The sequence below is a fragment of the Streptomyces sp. NPDC057010 genome (assembly GCF_042673805.1).
In the GTDB taxonomy this organism is placed as follows: Bacteria; Actinomycetota; Actinomycetes; order Streptomycetales; family Streptomycetaceae; genus Streptomyces.
On sequence record NZ_JBHUSC010000004.1, the window covers coordinates 295,152 to 313,175 of the forward strand.

The 18,024-nt window shown below is 67.7% G+C and carries 14 protein-coding genes and 6 pseudogenes; 12 read left to right on the forward strand and 8 right to left on the reverse strand.

All coding sequences use genetic code 11. The annotated features are described in order from the left end of the window. Nucleotides 1-703 precede the first annotated feature (703 nt). Complete coding sequence (locus tag ACFTXQ_RS07290) at nucleotides 704-1,144, reverse strand: hypothetical protein (RefSeq protein WP_382636700.1); 441 nt, start codon at nucleotides 1,142-1,144, stop codon at nucleotides 704-706. Nucleotides 1,145-1,456: 312 nt separating this feature from the next. Further along, nucleotides 1,457-1,756 (reverse strand): hypothetical protein, encoded by a 300-nt coding sequence (locus tag ACFTXQ_RS07295; RefSeq protein WP_382636701.1) that lies wholly within the window; start codon nucleotides 1,754-1,756, stop codon nucleotides 1,457-1,459. A gap of 289 nt (nucleotides 1,757-2,045) precedes the next feature. Between ACFTXQ_RS07295 and ACFTXQ_RS07300 the strand changes: the two genes are divergently transcribed. Beyond that, the gene (locus tag ACFTXQ_RS07300) at nucleotides 2,046-2,462 is read left to right on the forward strand and encodes a hypothetical protein (RefSeq protein WP_382636703.1); all 417 of its coding nucleotides are present in this window, start codon (nucleotides 2,046-2,048) and stop codon (nucleotides 2,460-2,462) included. A gap of 292 nt (nucleotides 2,463-2,754) precedes the next feature. On the opposite strand, the gene ACFTXQ_RS07305 is transcribed toward ACFTXQ_RS07300, so the two are convergent. Further along, a complete protein-coding gene (locus tag ACFTXQ_RS07305) occupies nucleotides 2,755-3,246 on the reverse strand; it encodes a helix-turn-helix domain containing protein (protein WP_382636705.1) in 492 nt (163 codons plus the stop codon). A gap of 219 nt (nucleotides 3,247-3,465) precedes the next feature. After that, a pseudogene (locus tag ACFTXQ_RS07310) lies at nucleotides 3,466-3,795 on the reverse strand (hypothetical protein); the annotation flags it as partial. A gap of 125 nt (nucleotides 3,796-3,920) precedes the next feature. Here ACFTXQ_RS07310 and ACFTXQ_RS07315 point away from each other — a divergent pair. From ACFTXQ_RS07315 to ACFTXQ_RS07350, 8 genes and pseudogenes are all read left to right on the forward strand, one after another. Then, nucleotides 3,921-4,771 (forward strand): annotated as a pseudogene (locus ACFTXQ_RS07315) (IS5 family transposase). Between the two features lie 40 nt (nucleotides 4,772-4,811). Next, nucleotides 4,812-5,583, forward strand: a pseudogene (locus ACFTXQ_RS07320) (transposase family protein). A gap of 283 nt (nucleotides 5,584-5,866) precedes the next feature. After that, entirely contained in the window at nucleotides 5,867-6,721 is an 855-nt protein-coding gene (locus ACFTXQ_RS07325; protein WP_382636707.1) for an ISL3 family transposase, read from the forward strand. Beyond that, nucleotides 6,654-7,436 (forward strand): transposase, encoded by a 783-nt coding sequence (locus ACFTXQ_RS07330; protein WP_382636708.1) that lies wholly within the window; start codon nucleotides 6,654-6,656, stop codon nucleotides 7,434-7,436. Before ACFTXQ_RS07325 ends, ACFTXQ_RS07330 begins: the two co-directional genes overlap by 68 nt. A gap of 9 nt (nucleotides 7,437-7,445) precedes the next feature. Beyond that, nucleotides 7,446-7,865, forward strand: coding sequence for a hypothetical protein (locus ACFTXQ_RS07335; protein ID WP_382636710.1), 420 nt, complete (start codon nucleotides 7,446-7,448; stop codon nucleotides 7,863-7,865). A 313-nt stretch (nucleotides 7,866-8,178) separates the two neighbouring features. Beyond that, nucleotides 8,179-8,920, forward strand: a pseudogene (locus tag ACFTXQ_RS07340) (alpha/beta hydrolase). Nucleotides 8,921-9,383: 463 nt separating this feature from the next. Continuing rightward, nucleotides 9,384-9,812: a transposase gene (locus tag ACFTXQ_RS07345; RefSeq protein WP_382636712.1), complete on the forward strand. Its 429-nt coding sequence runs from the start codon at nucleotides 9,384-9,386 to the stop codon at nucleotides 9,810-9,812. Between the two features lie 106 nt (nucleotides 9,813-9,918). Then, a complete protein-coding gene (locus ACFTXQ_RS07350; RefSeq protein WP_382636714.1) occupies nucleotides 9,919-10,410 on the forward strand; it encodes a hypothetical protein in 492 nt (163 codons plus the stop codon). A 43-nt stretch (nucleotides 10,411-10,453) separates the two neighbouring features. On the opposite strand, the gene istB is transcribed toward ACFTXQ_RS07350, so the two are convergent. Together istB and istA are read right to left on the reverse strand one after the other, a co-directional pair. Beyond that, a complete protein-coding gene (gene istB / locus ACFTXQ_RS07355) occupies nucleotides 10,454-11,224 on the reverse strand; it encodes an IS21-like element helper ATPase IstB (RefSeq protein ID WP_382636715.1) in 771 nt (256 codons plus the stop codon). Next, the gene (gene istA, locus ACFTXQ_RS07360) at nucleotides 11,221-12,621 is read right to left on the reverse strand and encodes an IS21 family transposase (protein WP_382636770.1); all 1,401 of its coding nucleotides are present in this window, start codon (nucleotides 12,619-12,621) and stop codon (nucleotides 11,221-11,223) included. The genes istB and istA overlap by 4 nt, the downstream gene beginning before the upstream one ends. 169 nt (nucleotides 12,622-12,790) lie before the next feature. On the opposite strand from istA, the gene ACFTXQ_RS07365 reads away from it, so the two are divergent. The 3 genes from ACFTXQ_RS07365 to ACFTXQ_RS07375 all read left to right on the forward strand — a co-directional run bounded on the left by ACFTXQ_RS07365 (nucleotide 12,791) and on the right by ACFTXQ_RS07375 (nucleotide 16,146). Beyond that, the gene (locus ACFTXQ_RS07365) at nucleotides 12,791-13,309 is read left to right on the forward strand and encodes a hypothetical protein (protein WP_382636717.1); all 519 of its coding nucleotides are present in this window, start codon (nucleotides 12,791-12,793) and stop codon (nucleotides 13,307-13,309) included. Nucleotides 13,310-13,550: 241 nt separating this feature from the next. Continuing rightward, nucleotides 13,551-15,527 carry a histone-like nucleoid-structuring protein Lsr2 gene (locus ACFTXQ_RS07370; RefSeq protein ID WP_382636719.1) on the forward strand — a complete coding sequence of 659 codons (1,977 nt, stop codon included), beginning with the start codon at nucleotides 13,551-13,553 and terminating at the stop codon, nucleotides 15,525-15,527. A gap of 106 nt (nucleotides 15,528-15,633) precedes the next feature. Next, entirely contained in the window at nucleotides 15,634-16,146 is a 513-nt protein-coding gene (locus tag ACFTXQ_RS07375) for a hypothetical protein (protein WP_382636720.1), read from the forward strand. A gap of 16 nt (nucleotides 16,147-16,162) precedes the next feature. Here ACFTXQ_RS07375 and ACFTXQ_RS07380 read toward each other — a convergent pair. Beyond that, a pseudogene (locus ACFTXQ_RS07380) lies at nucleotides 16,163-17,019 on the reverse strand (IS5 family transposase). A 56-nt stretch (nucleotides 17,020-17,075) separates the two neighbouring features. Further along, nucleotides 17,076-17,953 (reverse strand): annotated as a pseudogene (locus ACFTXQ_RS07385) (glycosyltransferase family 2 protein). Between the last annotated feature and the right edge of the window lie 71 nt (nucleotides 17,954-18,024).

Genomic DNA, 18,024 nt, shown 5'->3' on the forward strand with positions numbered 1-18,024 from the left:
CAGGTCGGCCACGGGGGTTAGAGCTCGATTCGGCGCTTCCACCAGGGAAGGTCGGGTGCCTCGAAGGGGTTGTTGACCGTGCGCCGGAGAATCTGGTCATCCACGGGTGCGATGACTGCACGCAGTTCGCGTCGTGCCTTCGTGCGGAGAAGCCGCAGTGTGAGCTCCAGCAGAGTGCGGACGTGGTAGTAGCCGCTCCGCAGGTCGGTGTCGTCGTATCCGTAGAAGGGAGTGACGTCCCTTCGTGGCCTCCGGGCAGTGGAACTCCATCGGCGAAACGCGTGTGCGACCTCGCTGGCTGGGAGCCCATGAATGCGCTCGAAGCGTGCGATCTGCCTGCTCGCAGATGCGGACAACCCTCGGATCGCGGGGGCACGACGATGCCTGACTCGGTTGGCCCGGCGTGGGAGCTGAGCCCTGATCTCGCCCGGTGACCGGCGAGGCATGAACACTTCCAGATAGGAAGACGGTAGGTCCGCCGACACCACGCCGGAGCGGTCATGGCCGTTGTAGGGCCGGGGTGGTGCGGCACCCGGGTGGCAGCGCCTCGGAGTGAACTGGGGCGCTGCCGGGTGATGTCCCGGCAGCGCCCCGCTTCGACGGTGACCAGAGCTGCGCCCAGGTGGGCCTGGCGGGCGGCGGGCTCCGCGGCGGCGCGCCGAGTTCGGGCAGTTCGGGTTACCTGTTGGGTTGCACGTGACGCCTACGCATGACCGGTGTAGTAAGGAGAGAGGTAGGTGCTGGTTCCGTTGCTTATGGCGACCCGCATTCTCACACTCCTGCCTTCCGCGAGATCTCCGCCCACCCAGGGGGTGAAGTAGGTGGCGGTATGGCCCTTGGTCGTGGCGAAACGATAGGGGCTCTCAAGGATCGCCTCGACGTACCAGCCATCCGACAGGACATCCCCTGCCCGCATGGCATCACCGGGTTGGCCGGAGATGGGGTCAGCCTGCCACTGGGCCACCCCTGCGTACCGGCCGTTGTTGTACACGGCAACGGTAAAGCCCCCGACGCTGTCCACAGCGGCTTGCTTGAAGGTAAAGACAGGATCCGCTGCTGCTGTGCCAGCGCCTGCTGTGACCGTTCCCCCAACCAACAGCGTAGTCGTCGCAAACAATGTAGCGATACGTCGCTTCATCTTCATTTTTTCTTTCCCCCATGATGGAAAGCGGCACAGGACCTCTGCACCGGTACGCCTCAACTGGCCGCAGCAGGGACTTGGATTGATTTCCCTGCTGCGGAGAGGGCACCTGGAATGTATCCGGAGGAAGTGGCGGAAAGTCTCGTCATCCTGCACAGCGTCGAACGGGTTGAGGTTTCATCCCGCACAGTGAACCTCTCATCCATACAGCGCCGTGCCCGCCGCGTTGACGACCGCACGAGCGCACCGGACCCACGGGTGTCCCACGCCGACCGTGGCGCAGGCTGATGCCAGGCCGGTCGGCGCGGCGGCGAATCAGGGCAGCTCGCGGAAGGTGGCTACCCGGGCCGCAGAGGGTCTGTCCGGCGTTCGGAGCGGGGTCCGGTACGGGGTGGTGTCACTCACGCAGCAGCTCCCGCTGCCCAACCTTGGCCCCGAGTGCGGGGACGAGCGCGAGGGCACGTCTGGGCCGGTGCCGGTGGCGCGGTGGTGGTGCCGGCCGGCCCGGATCCTCGCCTGTGCGGCCCGTCGTTCCGGTCCGCGGAGCCGGGCCAGGTCCTCGCGGCCGGTCTGGTCGCGCAGCCACTCCTGCTCGGCGGCGTGGTGCTCGGCCACGAGGGCGTCCAGGCGCCGGAGTGGGAGTTCTCTCTTGTGCGTCCGGGAGGATTCTCGGTTGGGTGTCCGGTCTTGGGGGCTGGGTGGGTTCAGCGCCGGGTTGTTGGCGTGGTGTTGAGGTTGGACAGGTAGTGAGGATCTGTTGGTCACCAGGTGGGATTGGCTGGTCAGCGGGGTGGGGGTTCCAAGAGGGGTAGGGTCTTCCTTGATCGTTTAGTGGGGGTGGTGCCCCTGTCGGGTGTGGGGGAGTGGCGGGGTGGGGCCGAATCGGGCCGGGGTGGATGCCGGTGTGTTGCGTCCGGTGGCGGTACGGCGCCTGCTGGCGCTGGAGGGCCGGGATGAGCTGACGCCGAGCCACGTGCGGATGGTCGCTGGGACGCTGGGGGTGTCGGAGCGGACGGTGCGCCGGTGGCTTGCCGCAGCGCGTGAGGAGGATCGTTTCGGCCCAGTGGGGCGGGAGCGGTTCACGGTCATGGCGGATGTGCTGGCGCGGCTGGCGTTCCATCGGGGTAACGCGGCTGCTCTGCATCGGGAGCCGGCCGCGGCGCAGGCTGGAGGAGGGGTTCAGGCACCGAGCCCCGGGCAACACTCCTTCGAACTGTCGGCCAAGAGCACCGCACTCACCTCCGGCTTCCTCACCCTCTTCGGGCTGCCTCTGCTCGTCGGCGGCGTCGGCCTCGCTGTGCTCCCGTACTTCCTGGACTGACGGGGCGAGGCACGGCGGCGCAGGGCGCACATCACGTCCCGCGTCGTCCGCGTCTCGCCGCAGCCATGGGGAGGCGCCCACTGTCAGCACCAGCCGGCTCCGGTTGATCCCTGCATAAAGGGCCCATGGCGGTGCTGGCAGACAGCGCCGGCCGCAGAGCGGCGGCCAGGCGGACGGTGTCCTCGGCGAACCCGAACCGGTGGCCCACGATCGCCCGGCTGTGGTCATCGATGAACGCGAAGAAGTACGTCTTGCGCCCACCGATCCTCGGTCCGTGGAGGGCGTCGCCGGTTCACAGCTCGTTGCCGCGAGTGGCCTCGAACCGGCCGAACACGCTCTTCTCGCCGCTGCCACCGCCGGTCAGGCCGGCGCCAGCGAAGTGCCGCTGCAGCGTCCGGTCGGTCGGCGACCAGCCCTGCGTGGTCCGCAGGATCCGCTGGATCTGCGCTGCCGTCCGGGCGGGGTTCTCCTTCCTCAGCGCGGCCGCCAGGTCCAGCACCTCCACCGGCGTCCGCGGGGTCACCTGCCGCGGGGCCGGCACCAGCGCAGGAAACCCGCCCGCGCGGTAGTGGCGGGCCCAGCGGTCCAGGGTGCCGCGGGTCACCTTGACCTGTCGGCCGAACGGGTCGGTGTGCTCCTTCGCGGCCAGTTCGCGGGCGAGCTTCCCGCGCTGGCGTGTCGTGAGCTTCGTGTCGATCAGGTCCTGGATCAGGCCGTAACGAAACAGGCCCACCTGCCGGGACCGCTCCGCCAGACGACGGTCCTCGTCCTCACTCGGTGACATAGGCAACCCACCTCGCGTCTCGAACAGAGCCCGCCGCATCCCGGCGGACACGATCAAGACTCCCGGCGCCCTCCGATCCCGCCCAGGGGCGGCCCGTGTTGATCAAATAGCTGAAGAAGACGAGGTCAGCAGCCTGCCGCCTATCGCCCTCCCGGCGAACTCCCACCGCGACACCTTGAGCATGCGCGGCCACTTCGTCGCGGCCGCCCGATGGGCGGCCGCGACCGCCGCGTACTTCATGGCCTCGACCGCGCCGGCCGCCATGTCCATCGCGCCGGCAATGGTGCGGGCGGCATCCGCGATGTCCCTGAAGTGTTTGCTCTTGACCGTGTTCCAGTGCCGGTTCAAGGCCTCGATGGACTCGCCCTTGCTGGCCGAGAGCAGGCGTTCGACGTGGTTGTTGGCGAGCTGGCCGTCATCCAGCAGGTCCTCTGCGAACTCGCGGAGGGCGTCGGCCATCTCCCGGTAGGCGTCCTCGTCCACGTTTGGCCAGGCCACACCGATCAGGTCCAGCAGTGTGTCCGCCCAGTCGGGCACCGTGACAGCCACGCGACCCCGTCCCCCCGGTCATAAATATGATCAATAAGCGAACATTCCTATCACGCACACGATCTGACGGGTAATCCGCACTAGGCAGTGTCTTCAAATGATCACCGCTGGTGGATCATCGTGTCGTGATACGTCGCCATGAACTGACGGATGCCGAGTGGGAGTTCGTGCGGCCGCTGCTGCCCGAGTCGTTGCGGGGACGCAAGCGGCTGGACGACCGCAGGGTCCTGAACCGGATCGTGTGGAAGTTCCGGACCGGGACGGCCTGGCGGGACGTGCCCGAGCGCTATGGTCCGTGGGCGACGCTACACACGCGTTTCCGCAGGTGGGCGGCGGACGGAACGTTCGACCGGATACTGCGGGCTGCACAGGCGAAGGCGGACGCGGCGGGGGACGTCGAGTGGCTGGTGTCGGTCGACTCCACCGTCGTCCGGGCTCACCAGCATGCGGCCGGGGCACGAAAAGGGGGCTCCGCGACCCGGCCCTCGGCCGGTCACGAGGCGGTCTGACCAGCAAAATCCATCTGGCCTGCGACGGGCAGGGCCGTCCGCTCGCCTTTGTCGTGACGGGCGGCAACACCAACGACTGCACCCGGTTCACCGCCGTGATGGAGGCGATCCGGGTGCCCCGGATCGGACCCGGGCGGCCCCGGGTCCGGCCCGATCACGTCTTGGCCGACAAGGGCTACAGCTCGAAGGCGATCCGCACCTGGCTCCGCCGCAAGGGCATCGCCCACACGATTCCCGAGCGGGCCGATCAGGTCCGCAACCGGGCCCGACGAGGCAGCCGCGGAGGCCGCCCGCCGGCCTTCGACCGCGAGATCTACAAGCACCGCAACGTCGTGGAACGGTGCTTCAACCGCCTGAAGCAGTGGCGTGGCATCGCCACCCGGTACGACAAGACCGCTGAGTCCTACAAAGCCGCCGTCACCCTCGCGTCACTCCTGATGTGGGCGTCATTTGGAGACAGAACCTAAAGGGTGTTGCAGGAGGCTCGGTTCCGGGCATTCCTCCTGTATGGGTGGGGTGTTGCGGTTTGAGCCGGTGTGGGTGGAGACGTTCACGGGCTTGCGGGCCGACCGGTTCGCGAAGTTGGTGAAGGTGGTGCGGGAGCGGGGCGGGAACGGGCCCGGTGGTGGCCGGCCGTGGTGTCTGCCGCTGGCGGACCGGGTGCTGCTGGTGGCGGTGTACTACCGCACGAACCTCACGATGCGGCAGCTCGCCCCACTCTTCGGGATCTCCCCGGCCACCGTCTGCCGGGTCATCCAGCGGCTCGGCCCGCTGCTCGCGCTGGAGCCGGCACCCAGGCCGGTCGCCGACGTGGACAGGTTGTGGATCGTGGACGGCACCCTCATCCCGGTCCGAGACCGCAACGTCGGCGCCTCCTCCCGCAACTACCGGTTCTCGGCGAACGTGCAGGTCATCGTCGACGCCGACAGCCGCCTGATCATCGCGAGCGCCCGGCCGACACCGGGAAACATGGCCGATGCCCACGTCTGGCGCGACTCCGACCTGCCCGCCGCGGCGGCCGGAATGACGGTCCTCGCGGACGGCGCCTACCTGGGCACCGGGCTGATCGTCCCGCACCGCAGAAGGGCCGGACGTCCCCTCCTGCGGGGCCAGGAGGAGGACAACGCCGAACACCGCCGGGTGCGGGCCCGCGTCGAGCACACCTTCGCCCGCATGAAGAAACTGGAAGATCCTCCGCGACTGCCGCCAGAAGAGCGACGGCCTCCGCCACGCCGTCCAAGCCGTCGCCACCATGCACAACCTCACCCAGGCCCGGTGAAACACCAGGTCAACAGCCACTCAGGCCTGCCCGGGACGGACCTTCTGCAACAACCTTTAGGCCAGCCAGAGGTACCGCGCCGAACCGTCCGAGACCTGTGGGCACCTCCATCAACTCCTGCGCCGCCCCGTACTCGTCATCCAGGCGTAGTCATCACGGAAGCGCGGTCAGAGCCCGGATTTTGGCTCTGACCGCAGTTCCGTGAAATCCCAGGTCCGGAGCCGAGTGAGGGAACGTTCCGGCAGGGCATGTCTCGCTGGTGGGGGTCTGCTCGCTGGATGATGTGCTGTTTCCGAACGTCGATGTACGGCTGGAAGCCGTGGAGTTCACGGCTGACGTGTTAGTGGTGGTAGCGGCCGCGTGCGGTCCGCCGCCCAGGTGTCCGGTGTGCCGTGCCCGAGCTCGGCGGGTGCATTCCTGCTACGAGCGATGTCTCGCCGAGCGGCCGTTGTCTGGGCAGAAGCTGCTGGTCAGACTGCGGGTCCGACGGTTCTTCTGCGACCGGTCCGGGTGTCAACGCCGGACGTTCGTCGAGCAGGTCAGCGGGCTGAGCGAGCGGTATCGCCGCTCCAGCCTCGGCCTGAGGACCTGGCTCCGCCAAGTCGCGGTCGAGCTCGGTGGGCGAGCCGGCGAACGCCTCTGCCGCCACATGCACCTCACCGCCGGACGCACGCAACTGTTGGAGCTGCTGGATCCTCCGCCGGTGCCGGAGCGCGCCCCGAGAGTTCTTGGCGTCGACGAGTTCGCCTTCCGCAGGGGCCGCACCTACGGCACCATCCTCGTCGACGTGGAGGCCGGTCGAGTCGTGGATGTTCTGCCCGACCGTACCTCCGAAACCTTCGCAGCCTGGCTGCGCGAGCATCCAGGCGCCGAGATCATCTGCCGGGACCGCGCCTCGGCCTACACCCGCGCGATCAAGGAAGCGGCGCCCCACGCCGTGGAAGTCGCCGACCGGTGGCACCTGCTCCAGAACCTCGCCGCCGCAGTGGAGAAGACCTGCCACCAGCACCGCGCCTGCCTGCGCAAACGCGTCGACGAGGTGACCAGCCGCACCCGAGACCCCGCCGCTGATGCAGCTCCCTCTCCACGAACTACCGCGGACGCCGATCATCGACCGGACCCGGCACCGCCACGCTGACGTCCAGAAGCTTGTCGCCGCAGGCTGGACCATCAGTGCCATCGCCCGCCGTCTCCACCTCGACCGCAAGACCGTCCGGCGCTTCCGCGACACCGACCTCGACCAGCTCCTGGCCTCGGCGAACGAACGCCAGCCGGCCGGAGTCCTCGAACCGTTCAAGCCGTGTCTGAACACCCGCTTCACCGAAAGCCTCGGCCAGGTCAGCGGCAGCCGCCTCTTCCTGGAGATCCGCGAACGCGGCTACCGCGGCAGCCGCCAGGTCGTCCGCAGGCACCTCACCGCCCTCCGCGCCGGCCATGCCGAACCCATCCGCGCGGACATACCCAGCCCTCGCAAGGTCACCAGCTGGATCATGCGACCGCAAGGCACCCTTTCACCCGAACTCGAACGCCGCCTGCTCGATGTGAGGATCGCCTGCCCGGACATCGCCCGAGCCTGCGACCTCGCCGGCGCCTTCGCCGAGCTCCTCCGCAACCGGCGCGGATTCCTACTCACCGAGTGGATCCGCCAGGCTGAACAAGACGCGCCAAAGCCGGTGACCGGCTTTGCAGGTTTCCTCCGGCAGGACCTCGACGCCGTCACTGCCGGACTCACCCTTCACTGGAGCTCAGGCATCGTCGAAGGCCACGTCAACAGAGTCAAGACACTCAAGAGGGCGATGTACGGACGGGCCTCCTTCGGCCTCCTTCGGACCCGCATCCTCATCACGCCGTAGTCTTCCGCCGTGCGTTATCTGGCAGAACCATTCATCCTTGGGGCCCTCAACCGGGGCCGTTCCGTCGAGCAATTCCTCGGACCGTCCGGAAGCCCCGAGCGGCTGGGGATCCACTGGGTCGAGATCCGGCCGGTCGGTGGGGCCTACGAGGTCTACCTGCACGCCGCACTCGACTGCGAGCCACTGACTCGCGACCTGGATTCTCTGCCACCGCTGTTTGAGGGCGAGGAAGAAGACTTCGGCCTCCTCCTCGCAACCACGAACGCCCCCCTCGATGCTTTGGACGCTGCCGAGACCCGAACTGGAGCAGTACGCGAACGCTGGGTCAACCAATCCATGGCAGGCGACGAGTACGGCGACTACGTACTGGCCGGCCGCCCAGCCATGGCACCTGATAGCCAGCCGTGGCCCACCCCGCAGTCATCCTGACCTGGGATTTCACGGAACTGCGGTCAGAGCCTTGAAGACGGCCAGGGATGCTCCTCTCCTCAGTTGCTCCGGCGTTCAACGAAATGGGGAGTTGTAACGAGCGTCGCGCCGTCCCAGGTCAGGGCCGGCCACGGTGCCTCGGCAAAAACCGTTGGCGGACCACAGCGAGCACTGCTACGTTTCCGGAGGCCGTGCTGGAGAGCGAGGAGGTGGTACCCGTGAACGTATCCACATGGGTGCTCCCCTCCGGGGTCACGGTCGGGCGATAGGTCGTCCGGGAGCGCCGTCAATGGCACTCCCGAAAGGCACGACCGTGCACTTCACGTCTGAACAGCGTCTCGACGGCGCTGTCATCGAGCGCGAATGCACCCTCGGTGAGATCCCCGGCGTCCTGTGGACGCCCGGATCCGACTCAGCATCCGCACCGACGCCGCTGATCCTGCTCAGCCCCCCTCCTCTCGGGCTGCGCAAGATGTACCCCCGGTTGGTGGCCCGAGCCCGGCACTCTGCGGCGGACGGCTTCGCCACGGCCACCATCGAGCTCCCCGGAAGCGGCGACAGGCCCCGCCTGCCCGCCGCCGAGCAGGCCCTCGCCGACCTGCGCCGGGCGATGGAGGCCGGTGAGCCGGTCAGCGACGAGATCATCGACGCTCTCATCCTCCCCCCTGGTCGACAAGGCGGTCCCGGAATGGCAGGCCGCCCTGGACGCCCTTCTGTCGCTGCCCGAGATCGGCGGTCCGGTCGGGTACTCGGGGGGATTGATCTCCATCGGGACCCGGCTGGCGGTGGTCGAGCCGCGCATCTCGGCCGCTGTTCTGTTCGCCGGGAGTTTCGTCCCTCGCGCCATGTTCGAGGAGGCCCGCCAGGTCACCATTCCGCTGCACGTCCTGCTGCAGTGGGACGACGAAGGGAACGACCGGCAGGCGGCGCTGGACCTGTTCGACGCCTTCGGCTCCAAGGAGAAGACGCTGCACGCCAATATGGGCGGGCACACCGGCGTCCCGCAGTTCGCGGGGGACGCCGCGGCCCAGTTCTTCACTCGACACCTGAAGTGAGGCCAGACCGCCAGGCCGGCAGTACACGCTAGGCGGTGTCGGCCGGGATACCGCTCATCGAGGACAGGTCCTGGCCCTCCTCGATGGGCGGCGGCCAGCAGATGCATCACCGCCCCGATCGCGGCAGTACTGGCCGGTCGGGGCGGCGCTCGGGCCGGGGTTGACGACCCACAGCCATCGCGGCTTCTTGAGTGGAGGGCCGTCAGGTGCCGTACGGGTGGGGAGATCCATCGAGCAGGTCTGGGTCACCCACGAGCAGAGCGTGGGGATTTTCAAGGAGCCCCATCACTGACCGGCTGGCTCGAGTTCGCGGGCATCCCCGTGCTCGTGGTCCGCGGCTTAAGTTCCCAGTCCTACGCCGACGTCGTCCGCGACCGCGTTGCCCACGAGCAACGCGAAGCCCACCTTGCCGTGGTCGTTTTCCCGGGCTTCTCTGAGTGTGGTGTAACGTCACATTATCGGTGTGACCTGGGATTTTCTCCGCTCGGAGCCGTCCAACGTCGCCGCTGGCGGCGGGGCCTGCCCGCTGTGGTTCCGCTGCGTGGGCTGCGACCAATTCTCGACCGACGTCTCCTACCTGCCCGATCTCCGTTCCTACCTCTGCAACCTGCTCCGCCAGAGGGAGCGGCCGAGAGCGATGACCGAGGCCGAGGACGGGGCCCGCGCGGAGGCGATGCCGTCCGAGGCGGAGATCACCCGCATCCGCCGCCTGATCCAGCGCGTCACCGAGGACGTCGACCAGCTCACCGAGGCCGAACGCGCCGAGATCCATCGCGCCGCTCAGGCCGTGCGCCAGATGCGGCAGACCTTCCTCGGCATGCCTCGCATCCGCCAGCCCCTGCCCGACCTCCTGTCCGGGTACTCATTTAGGTGCTCAGCAAGGTATGGATGAACGTGCTCAGCTTGACGGTCATCAAAGCGCCGTCTTGTGGGGAGAAGAGAGAACCTCGGGGCAGAAACTCCTAGCCTGTGAGCCGGAGAGACCCGATGATCGACGTATGAAGCGAGGTGCCTTCGACGACGTCCCCCTGACCACGCTGTTCCCCGGCCTATCGCCTGCTGGCGTGGAATCCCTGAAGGACGGGGCCCATGCCGTTGATGCAGCTCGCTTCGACGAAGCCGGGGCGGAATGGGAATGGGCTCTGGAGCATGTGGTCTTCCCTGGACCTCAGCCAGGGACGCCGATCATCCTCGGCCTGGACGTCATCAAGCATGCCGACGGGAGCGACCAGCTGGAGTTCCTGCTGCAGGTGGTCTGGACAGACTTGGGCGAGCTCGCGGTCGACGCGGCGGTGAACGTGGCCTGCTGGTGCGATACCGATCACGCCAGCCACGATGTTGATGCCTTCAGGCTTGCCGTCGCTGATCTGGCCTTGCTGCCGCAGGCTTTCCGAGAAGGGGCTGAACGTTTGATCGGATGGCTGGCCGACCCACGCCATGCGGACTACTGGCGCGCCAAGGCGGGGCTGCCCGCCCGCCGGCCCTGCTAGGAAACCGGCGGGACAACGACGGCGACACGCCTATTAAGGCTGATCAGGCCACGTTGGCATCGCGCTCGATGGCAGCGAGGCGGTTCTTGAGTCGGTACCTGGGGCCGTTGATGGAGACGACGTCGCAATGGTGCAGGAGGCGGTCGAGGATGGCGGTGGCGAGGACTTCATCGCCGAACACCTGCGCCCATTCACTGAAGGTCTTGTTCGAGGTCAGGATGATCGAGCCCTTTTCGTATCGCTTTGAGATCACCTGGAAGACCAGGGTGGCCTCGGCTCGTTCCAGTGGTTGGTAGCCGACTTCGTCGACGGCGAGGACGCCGGGGCGGAGGTAGGTGCGGAGCTTGCTGTTCAGTCGTCCGGCTGCTTCAGCGGCCCTGAGCTGGCGGACCATGTCGTCGAGGGTGGTGAAGTAGACGGAGAAGCCGGCCCGGCAGGCAGCGACCGAGAGCGCCACAGCGATATGTGTCTTGCCGACTCCGGGCGGTCCCAGCGGGGCCGCGTTGCCCTTGGCCTCGACGAAGGCGAGGGTTGCAAGATCTTTGATCTTGCGGGGGTCGAGGTCGGGCTGGAACGTGAAGTCGTACTCGTCGAGCGTCTTGTGGTGCGGCAGTTTGGAGAGCCGCAGGCCCTGGCGGAAGCGGCGGTCGTCACGGACGGCGAGTTCTTCGGCCAGGACGAGGTCGAGGAAGTCGAGGTAGCCCATCTTGGCTTCGTCCGCTCGGCCGGCGTACTGCTTCATGCTCTCGGCCAGGTGGGGCAGGCCGAGCTTGGCGGCCGTGGTGCGGATGCGGGTGCTGACCAACTCACTCAACTGGGTTCCTCCGGTGTGGGGTGGGTGATGAACGGACGCGTTCCGGTCAGTTCGTCATAGACCGACAGGGGTCGGCGGCCGACCTCGACTCGGACGGCCGCAGCCCGGGTCAGGAGAGCCATCAGCGAGAGGGCCTCCTCGCCCAGGTCGCCCTGCTGGCGGCGTTGAGGAGGGACATCGCCGGTGGTGGTTCGCCTGTTCTTTCCGTCGGGGAGTCCGTCCCAGTGCTTCTCGTCGACGACGCAGGCTCCGCGGCCGACGGCCCTGTGGTGCGTCGCGAGGAGAGTGTCGCCGTTGGCGTCTGGGACGGTGGAATGAAGGATGATCTGGGACTTCGTGGCTCTGACTTCCACCAGTTGACGGGGGCGGACTTTGCGGGCCGGCACCGAGTAGAGGTTCGCGTCGAAGGCGACAAGGCAGTCCTTGCCGACGTAGCGAAGGTGCCGCTGGGTGATCACGTAGGGCGTCGTCGGCAACGGTCGCAGAGCCATGTGGTCGCGGACCGCGCGATGGCCGATGACCTCGCCGTGGGTGCCGTGCACCTTCGCCCGGCGCAGGGGCACCCACGCGTTGAAGGCCGAGTCGAGTTCGTCGACGGAGGCGAAGGAACGTCCGGCCAGGACGTGGTCGCGGACGATCAGGACCTGACGTTCGACTCGGCCTTTCCCGGTGGGCCGGTAGGCGGCAAGCACATCGATGTCGAAGTCGTAGTGTCCGGCGAACCCGACCGATTCCGGGTGCAGAGGCACCGCCTCGCCTGGGGCGACGTGGCGGCGGACGACGGTCTTGGTGCGGTCGTAGACGATCGACATCGGCACCCCGCCGAAATGGGCGAAGGCCTGCCGGTGGCAGTCGAAGAAGGTTGCCAGGTCCTGGCTGGTGGTGAAGCAGCAGAACGGATCGCGTGAGTAGGACAAGGTCATGTGGAACGAGTAGACCTTTGGGATGCCCATGTGGGCGAGGATCTGGCCCTCGTCGCCCCAGTCGACCTGGGCCTGAGCGCCGGGCACGACTTCGAACCTGCGGTGAAGGCCAGCCAACTCGCCGGGACTGATGCCCAGTTCCTGAGCGATGCGGGGGCGGGCTTCCTGCATGTAGAGCTTCACCCGCTGATAGGTGCCGGTGAAGCCGTACTCGGCCACGAGCCGCTCGTGAACCACGGCGCCTTTGATCAGGATCTCGGACCGCAGCATGGCGTCGATCAGCGGGGCGACCTCGTCCACCATCCATCGGCGGCCGCGGCTGTGGCGAACCTCGGCCCGCCGAGGTGGTGCGGCCGGGGCTCCGGAGGACAGGTATTTGCGGACCGTGCGGCGGTTGAGTCCTGTCTCTCTTGCGATCTCCGACAGGCTCATAGCCCCGGACTCAAGCAGCCCACGAAAGCGTCGAAGTTCCATCCACCGTTGCGGATCCAACACCACGGTCAGCCGCCCTCCACCGCCCCGAACAGACCAGCGGCAGGCTGCCCACGAACGAGCCTCAGTACGTCAGCACCTGGGCACGTTCATCCGTACATGACTGGGCACGTTCACGTGTACGCCGACACCTCCGACCGGAGCGACCCGCATGACCGCACCTGACCCCACCGTCCAGGCGATGATCGAGGGCCGCCGCGCCGACACCGGCCGGCGCTGCCAGCGCGTGCTCGCCGTCCTCGCCGAGGCCGCGAAGGACGGTTCCGAGACCAGCGTCACCGCCATCGCCCGCCGCGCCGGCGTCGACCGTACCTTCCTCTACCGCCACCGCGACCTGCTCGGCCAGATCCACGCCCAGGCCGCTGAACCGCCCGCCATCTCCGGCGGCCGCGGGCTGGCCGCCAGCCGGGCCACCCTCCAGGCCGACCTGCTCGCAGCCGACGCGCGCACCGCCCGCCGCGCCGCCCACACCCGCCGCCTCGAAATGCGGCTCAGCGAAGTCCTGGGCGAGCAGGTCTGGCGCGAGTCCGGCATCGGCGGCCCCCAGGACACCGAACAGCTCAAAGCCCGGATCACACCCTCGAACAACAGGTGGTCGACCTGGAACTCAAGCTCCAGGACCAGGGGGACGACCTCTCCGCCGCCCTTACCGCCAACCGTGAGCTCATGACCCAGCTCAACCGGGCGGCCGGAATGGACAATCCGTAGCCACACCAATGCGGTTCGATGTCAGACCCATCTCGTAACGTGGCCGCATGTCCCTAGCCAGCCCCCTGGACGCTTCCACGAGCAGTACGGCTGAGAGTGCTCTCGCAACGCCTGACATCTCGCCCGGTGCGTGGCCGCCCCGGCCGGATCCACTAGATCCGGCCGGAGGCGGCCGTGAGGCTCGGCTGCGGATCCTGCAGCACATGCGCGGCTTCTGGAACGACCAAAACCGCATTCGTCGTGAACACGTACAGGTCGAGGTCGAAGCGGCCCGGGCCCGGCAAGCCGAGGTCAGCGCCTTCTGGGACCAGCACAAGATCACGGCCAAGCACCGGTGGGCCAATCGCACGGGCGGACGCGGGGAAACCATGGTCGCGGATATCCCAGACGTGGCTGTGCAATGGCACCCGGACAATCATGTCCGACCCGAGAACGTGTCCGCAACAGCCCAGAGACGCGGCGAAAGCCCCTACCTGTGGCAGTGCCCCCTGGGCCTGGGGCACGAACCGTGGCCGGCGTGGCCCAAGGACAGAGTTCAGGCTGGCGCAGGATGCCCGGCCTGCCGACAGCTGATCCGGCTCACCGACATCCCGACCCTGGCCGACCAGTACCGAGGTCAGGTGCCGAAGACCCACATGACCCATGCAGCACATGACCGAGTCCCGTGGGTCTGCCGAACATGGGCAGTCGATCCTGAGACGGGCAGTTGGCACACGGTCGAGCACCACTTCGAAGCGGTGGTCAAGGAGCGCGCCCTTCAGGGAGACGGCTGCCGAGTGTGTGCCGGATACCTGATAGACGACACGAACTCATTGCGCACGTGGTTCCCGGAGATCGCCGACGAACTCGACGATCCAGACGTCGACCCATGCCGGCTGCCCACCAGCCAGCACAACGTGTCGAGGAAGCAGCTTGCCGGGGATGATTCCGGCGGCGTGTACGCAACGCTTCCCTGGCGGTGTCGCCACGGGCACCGATGGCCGGCAACGATCCTCAATCGCGTTCAGGGCGGTGGCTGCCCCTCCTGCTCGCGATCTGGCATCTCGAAGGAACAGGTCCGGCTCGTCGCGGAACTTGCGGGGCTCATGGATCTCGTTCGGCCCGGGCCGCAAGACCCTCGGCTGCCTGCTGGTCTGCCGGACTTCGCTTCGCACCAGATAACCGTCCCACCGCAGTACAAACCGGAGCACTGGCGATACAAGGCGGTAGAGATTGACGCCGTCTTTCGAATAGAGGGTGGGATCCGGATCGGTATCGAGTACGACGGCTCCTACCATCACTCCACCAAGCGAAGAGACCGACGGCACTACGAGACCGAGAAGAGCCAAGTCCTCGTCGCTGCTGGCTTGTTGGATCTCCTGGTCCACGTGAGGCTGGGAGAACTTCCTGCGCTGACGGTTCCGGAGGCGCTGACTGTGCCGATGCCGGAGCGCTCGACCCCTTATCAGCAGGCATGTGCCGTAGCAGCCGCGATCGAAGCCCGGATACCGGGCAGCGTTCCTGGGCTCGATGGCTACCTCGCTGGCAAGCAGCCCCGATTCCAAGATCAGGCCGACGCGTACATCCTCGCTGCATGGGGCGAACTGCGGCCCCCACGACGCAGAACCGAGCGAGCGGAGTCTCCTCGCCCGCGCAGGCTCAAGGAGACGAAGCCCCACCAAGACAGTCTTCTGACGCCCGTGGATGACCCGTACAGAAATCCCGACCGACCCACGGAAATCATTCGCGACTACCGATGCGCCTGCGGCAACACACGCTTCACGGCTGTCCAGGCCCAGGTCACGTCGGGCAATACCAAGAGCTGCGGATGCCTACGCAACCAAGCCAAGCGACAGAAGCGCTCCACCATCTCCGGCGCTGAGACCCAAGGCGCGCGTGACTGGGCACGAGAGCAGGGGATCAAGGTTGGCGCGAACGGGCGCGTCCCCGATCGGATCATTGCTTCCTATCGGCTGAGCAAGGCGGGCCGGTCGGATGCCCTGGGGGTAGATGGACTACTCGAAGAGCATTGCGTCCAGCAGTGGGCCCAGCTGAGCGGTCGCAAGCTGGGCGCGCGGGGCCGGGTGACGAGCGAGGCCTGGCTTGCCTACGCGACGGACTGCCTCACCGAAGGTGAGCCGGACGACGGCGCGGCAGAACAACAACCGTCTCAGGAGGGCCTGTTCGATCTCGATGACTAGGGTCCGTCTTCAAAGTGGATACTGGGTAGCACACACCGCCGCCCCCATCCCTGCGGCGAACGGCTGGACGGAGCCGCGTCAGTGCGGATGGCGATAGGGTCCGGGCATGTCAGATGCGATAGCGACCGCGATCACTGCGGCGGCGGGCCTCGGTGGAGCGCTTCTCGGCTCGGTACTCCCGCAACGCTTCAACGCCCGCGAACGCGCCGCCGAGGCCGAAAACGCCGACCGGAGAAGGTCCTTCGAGGAGCGGCGAGAGGCATACACGGCCATGAACCGTGCCTCCGAGCAGTTCCACATGCTCCTCAAGGACGCCCTGAACCGCATCCGTGACGGCGACTATGCCGAGGAGGGCCGCACCCGTCTTGAGGATTCCCGCAGGGAGTACCGCGACCGCTACGCGGCAGCCCAAATGATCGTCCCCTTGCGGATCATGGAGGCCTCGCGAGAACTCAACAAGGTGCTCGCTGAGGTCGACGCGGCGGCCAAGCGCATTGACCGCGGCCTCGCGCGTGACGGCGAGAGTGCAGAGCACCTACTCGTCGAGGTAAAGCAGGCGGAGCCCCGGCTGGTAGCGATGCGGACACTGATGAGGGAAGACCTGGGGATCCGGGAGTAGAGATCGTCTTCAAGGTTCAGATCCAGAGCAGGATTGAGGCGATGGTGACGGCGGCCTGCAAGGACTCGCGGGTCTTGTCGCAGCGGGTGGCCAGGCCACGCCATTGCTCGAGGCGGTTGAAGCAGCGTTCGACGACGTTGCGGAGGCGGTAGACGGCCCCATCGAAGCCGGGCGGTCGGCCGCCGGCGGGTCCACGCCGCCGGCGGCCAGCGGCTTGGTCCCTGCGGTCGGGGATCGTGTGGGGGATGCCGCGTCTGCGCAGGTAGGTGCGGATCTTGCGAGAGCTGTACCCCTTGTCGGCGATCACGTGGTCCGGTGTGGTGCGGGGACGGCCGGGACCGGTGCGAGGGACGTGGATCTCGGTCATGACCTGCTCGAACCGAGTGCAGTCGTTGGTGTGGCCGCCAGTGAGAACGAATCCGAGTGGGCGGCCGCGTCCGTCGCAGGCGAGGTGGATTTTGGTGCTCAGTCCACCACGGGATCGGCCGAGGGCATGATCACCCGCTTCGTCCCGATCACCAGCCCCCTTTTGCCGCCTGCGGCGTGCTGGTGGGCGCGCACGATCGGGGAGTCGACCGACACCCGCCAGTCGATGTCGCCGGCCGCGTCCTTCTCCGCCTGGACCGCCCGCAGCACGCGACCGAACGTCCCGTCCAGGGCCCACCTGCGGAAGCGCGTGTACAACGCATGCCACGAGCCGTAGCGCTCCGGCACGTCCCGCCAGGCCGACCCGGTCCGCAGCTTCCACACGATCCCGTTCAACACCACCCGGTCATCCATCCGAGGCCGCCCAAAACCAACAGGCGGGAGGAGCCAGGACAGCACCTCCCACTCCACATCCGAAAGCTCATGCCGACGCACCACACACGACATGATCTCTCATCAGATGATCCACTTTGAAGACGGACCCTAGACCCGCCCGGCTAGACCTAGATAACCGGCGGTCGGCCCAGCCGGGCCATGCGTACGACGGTGCGCCACCGCATGGGCCTGCAGGGCCCGCCGCTCCGCACACCCTCGGCGAACCCGCCGAACCAGGCCCGCAGCCCGGCCGCCGACCGCGTACGGGCCACGGTCAGCACGATCCACACGCCGAGGTAGACGGGGACGAGGGGTGCGGGCAGGTGGCGCTTGGCGAGCAAGACCCGGTTGCGGGCGGTCATCCGGTAGTAGACCGCGTGCCGGGCGGGAGAGGTCCGGGGGTGCTGCAGCACGAGCTGCGGCTCGTACAGAACGTCCCCCCGGCGTCGAGCGCCCGCCAGGCGAGGTCGGTCTCTTCATGGGTGAAGAAGAACGCGTCTGGCCAGCCCCCCCCGTCTGCTCCAGCATCGGCATCGACAGGGCGTGGCCACCGCCGAGGAACGTCGCGACGACCCCGCGCCGCATCGGGTCCTTGGCCCGCAGGCGGGGATGTGGCGGCGCTGGGTCTCCCCGGTCTCGTCGGCGACGCGGAAGCTGACGATGCCCAACCGCTCCGAGCCCTCGTAGAGGTCGGCGATCCGTCGGACGGCATCGACATCGACGAGCAGCCCGTCGTCATCCAGGTCCACCAGCACGTCGACGTCCCCGAACTCCCGCAGCCGCCGCCAGGCGACGTTCCGCCTCCGGACACACCCAGGTTCTCGGGGAGTTCCACCCCGGTGACACCGTCCGGCAAGCCGGGCAGCTCACACCCGTTGCCGACCACGACGATCCGGGCGGCGGGCTCGTCCTGCTTGGCGACCGAGTCCAGCAGGGCCCGCAGCTCGGGCATCCGGTCGCCCATCGTCAGCACGGCCACACCTACCCGGGGTCGGGTCCCACGCATCACGTCATTCCTCCCAGCACCAAGCGAACGGCGAGCGTACCGCCGCCGGTGCCGCGCCCACGCCACGCGAA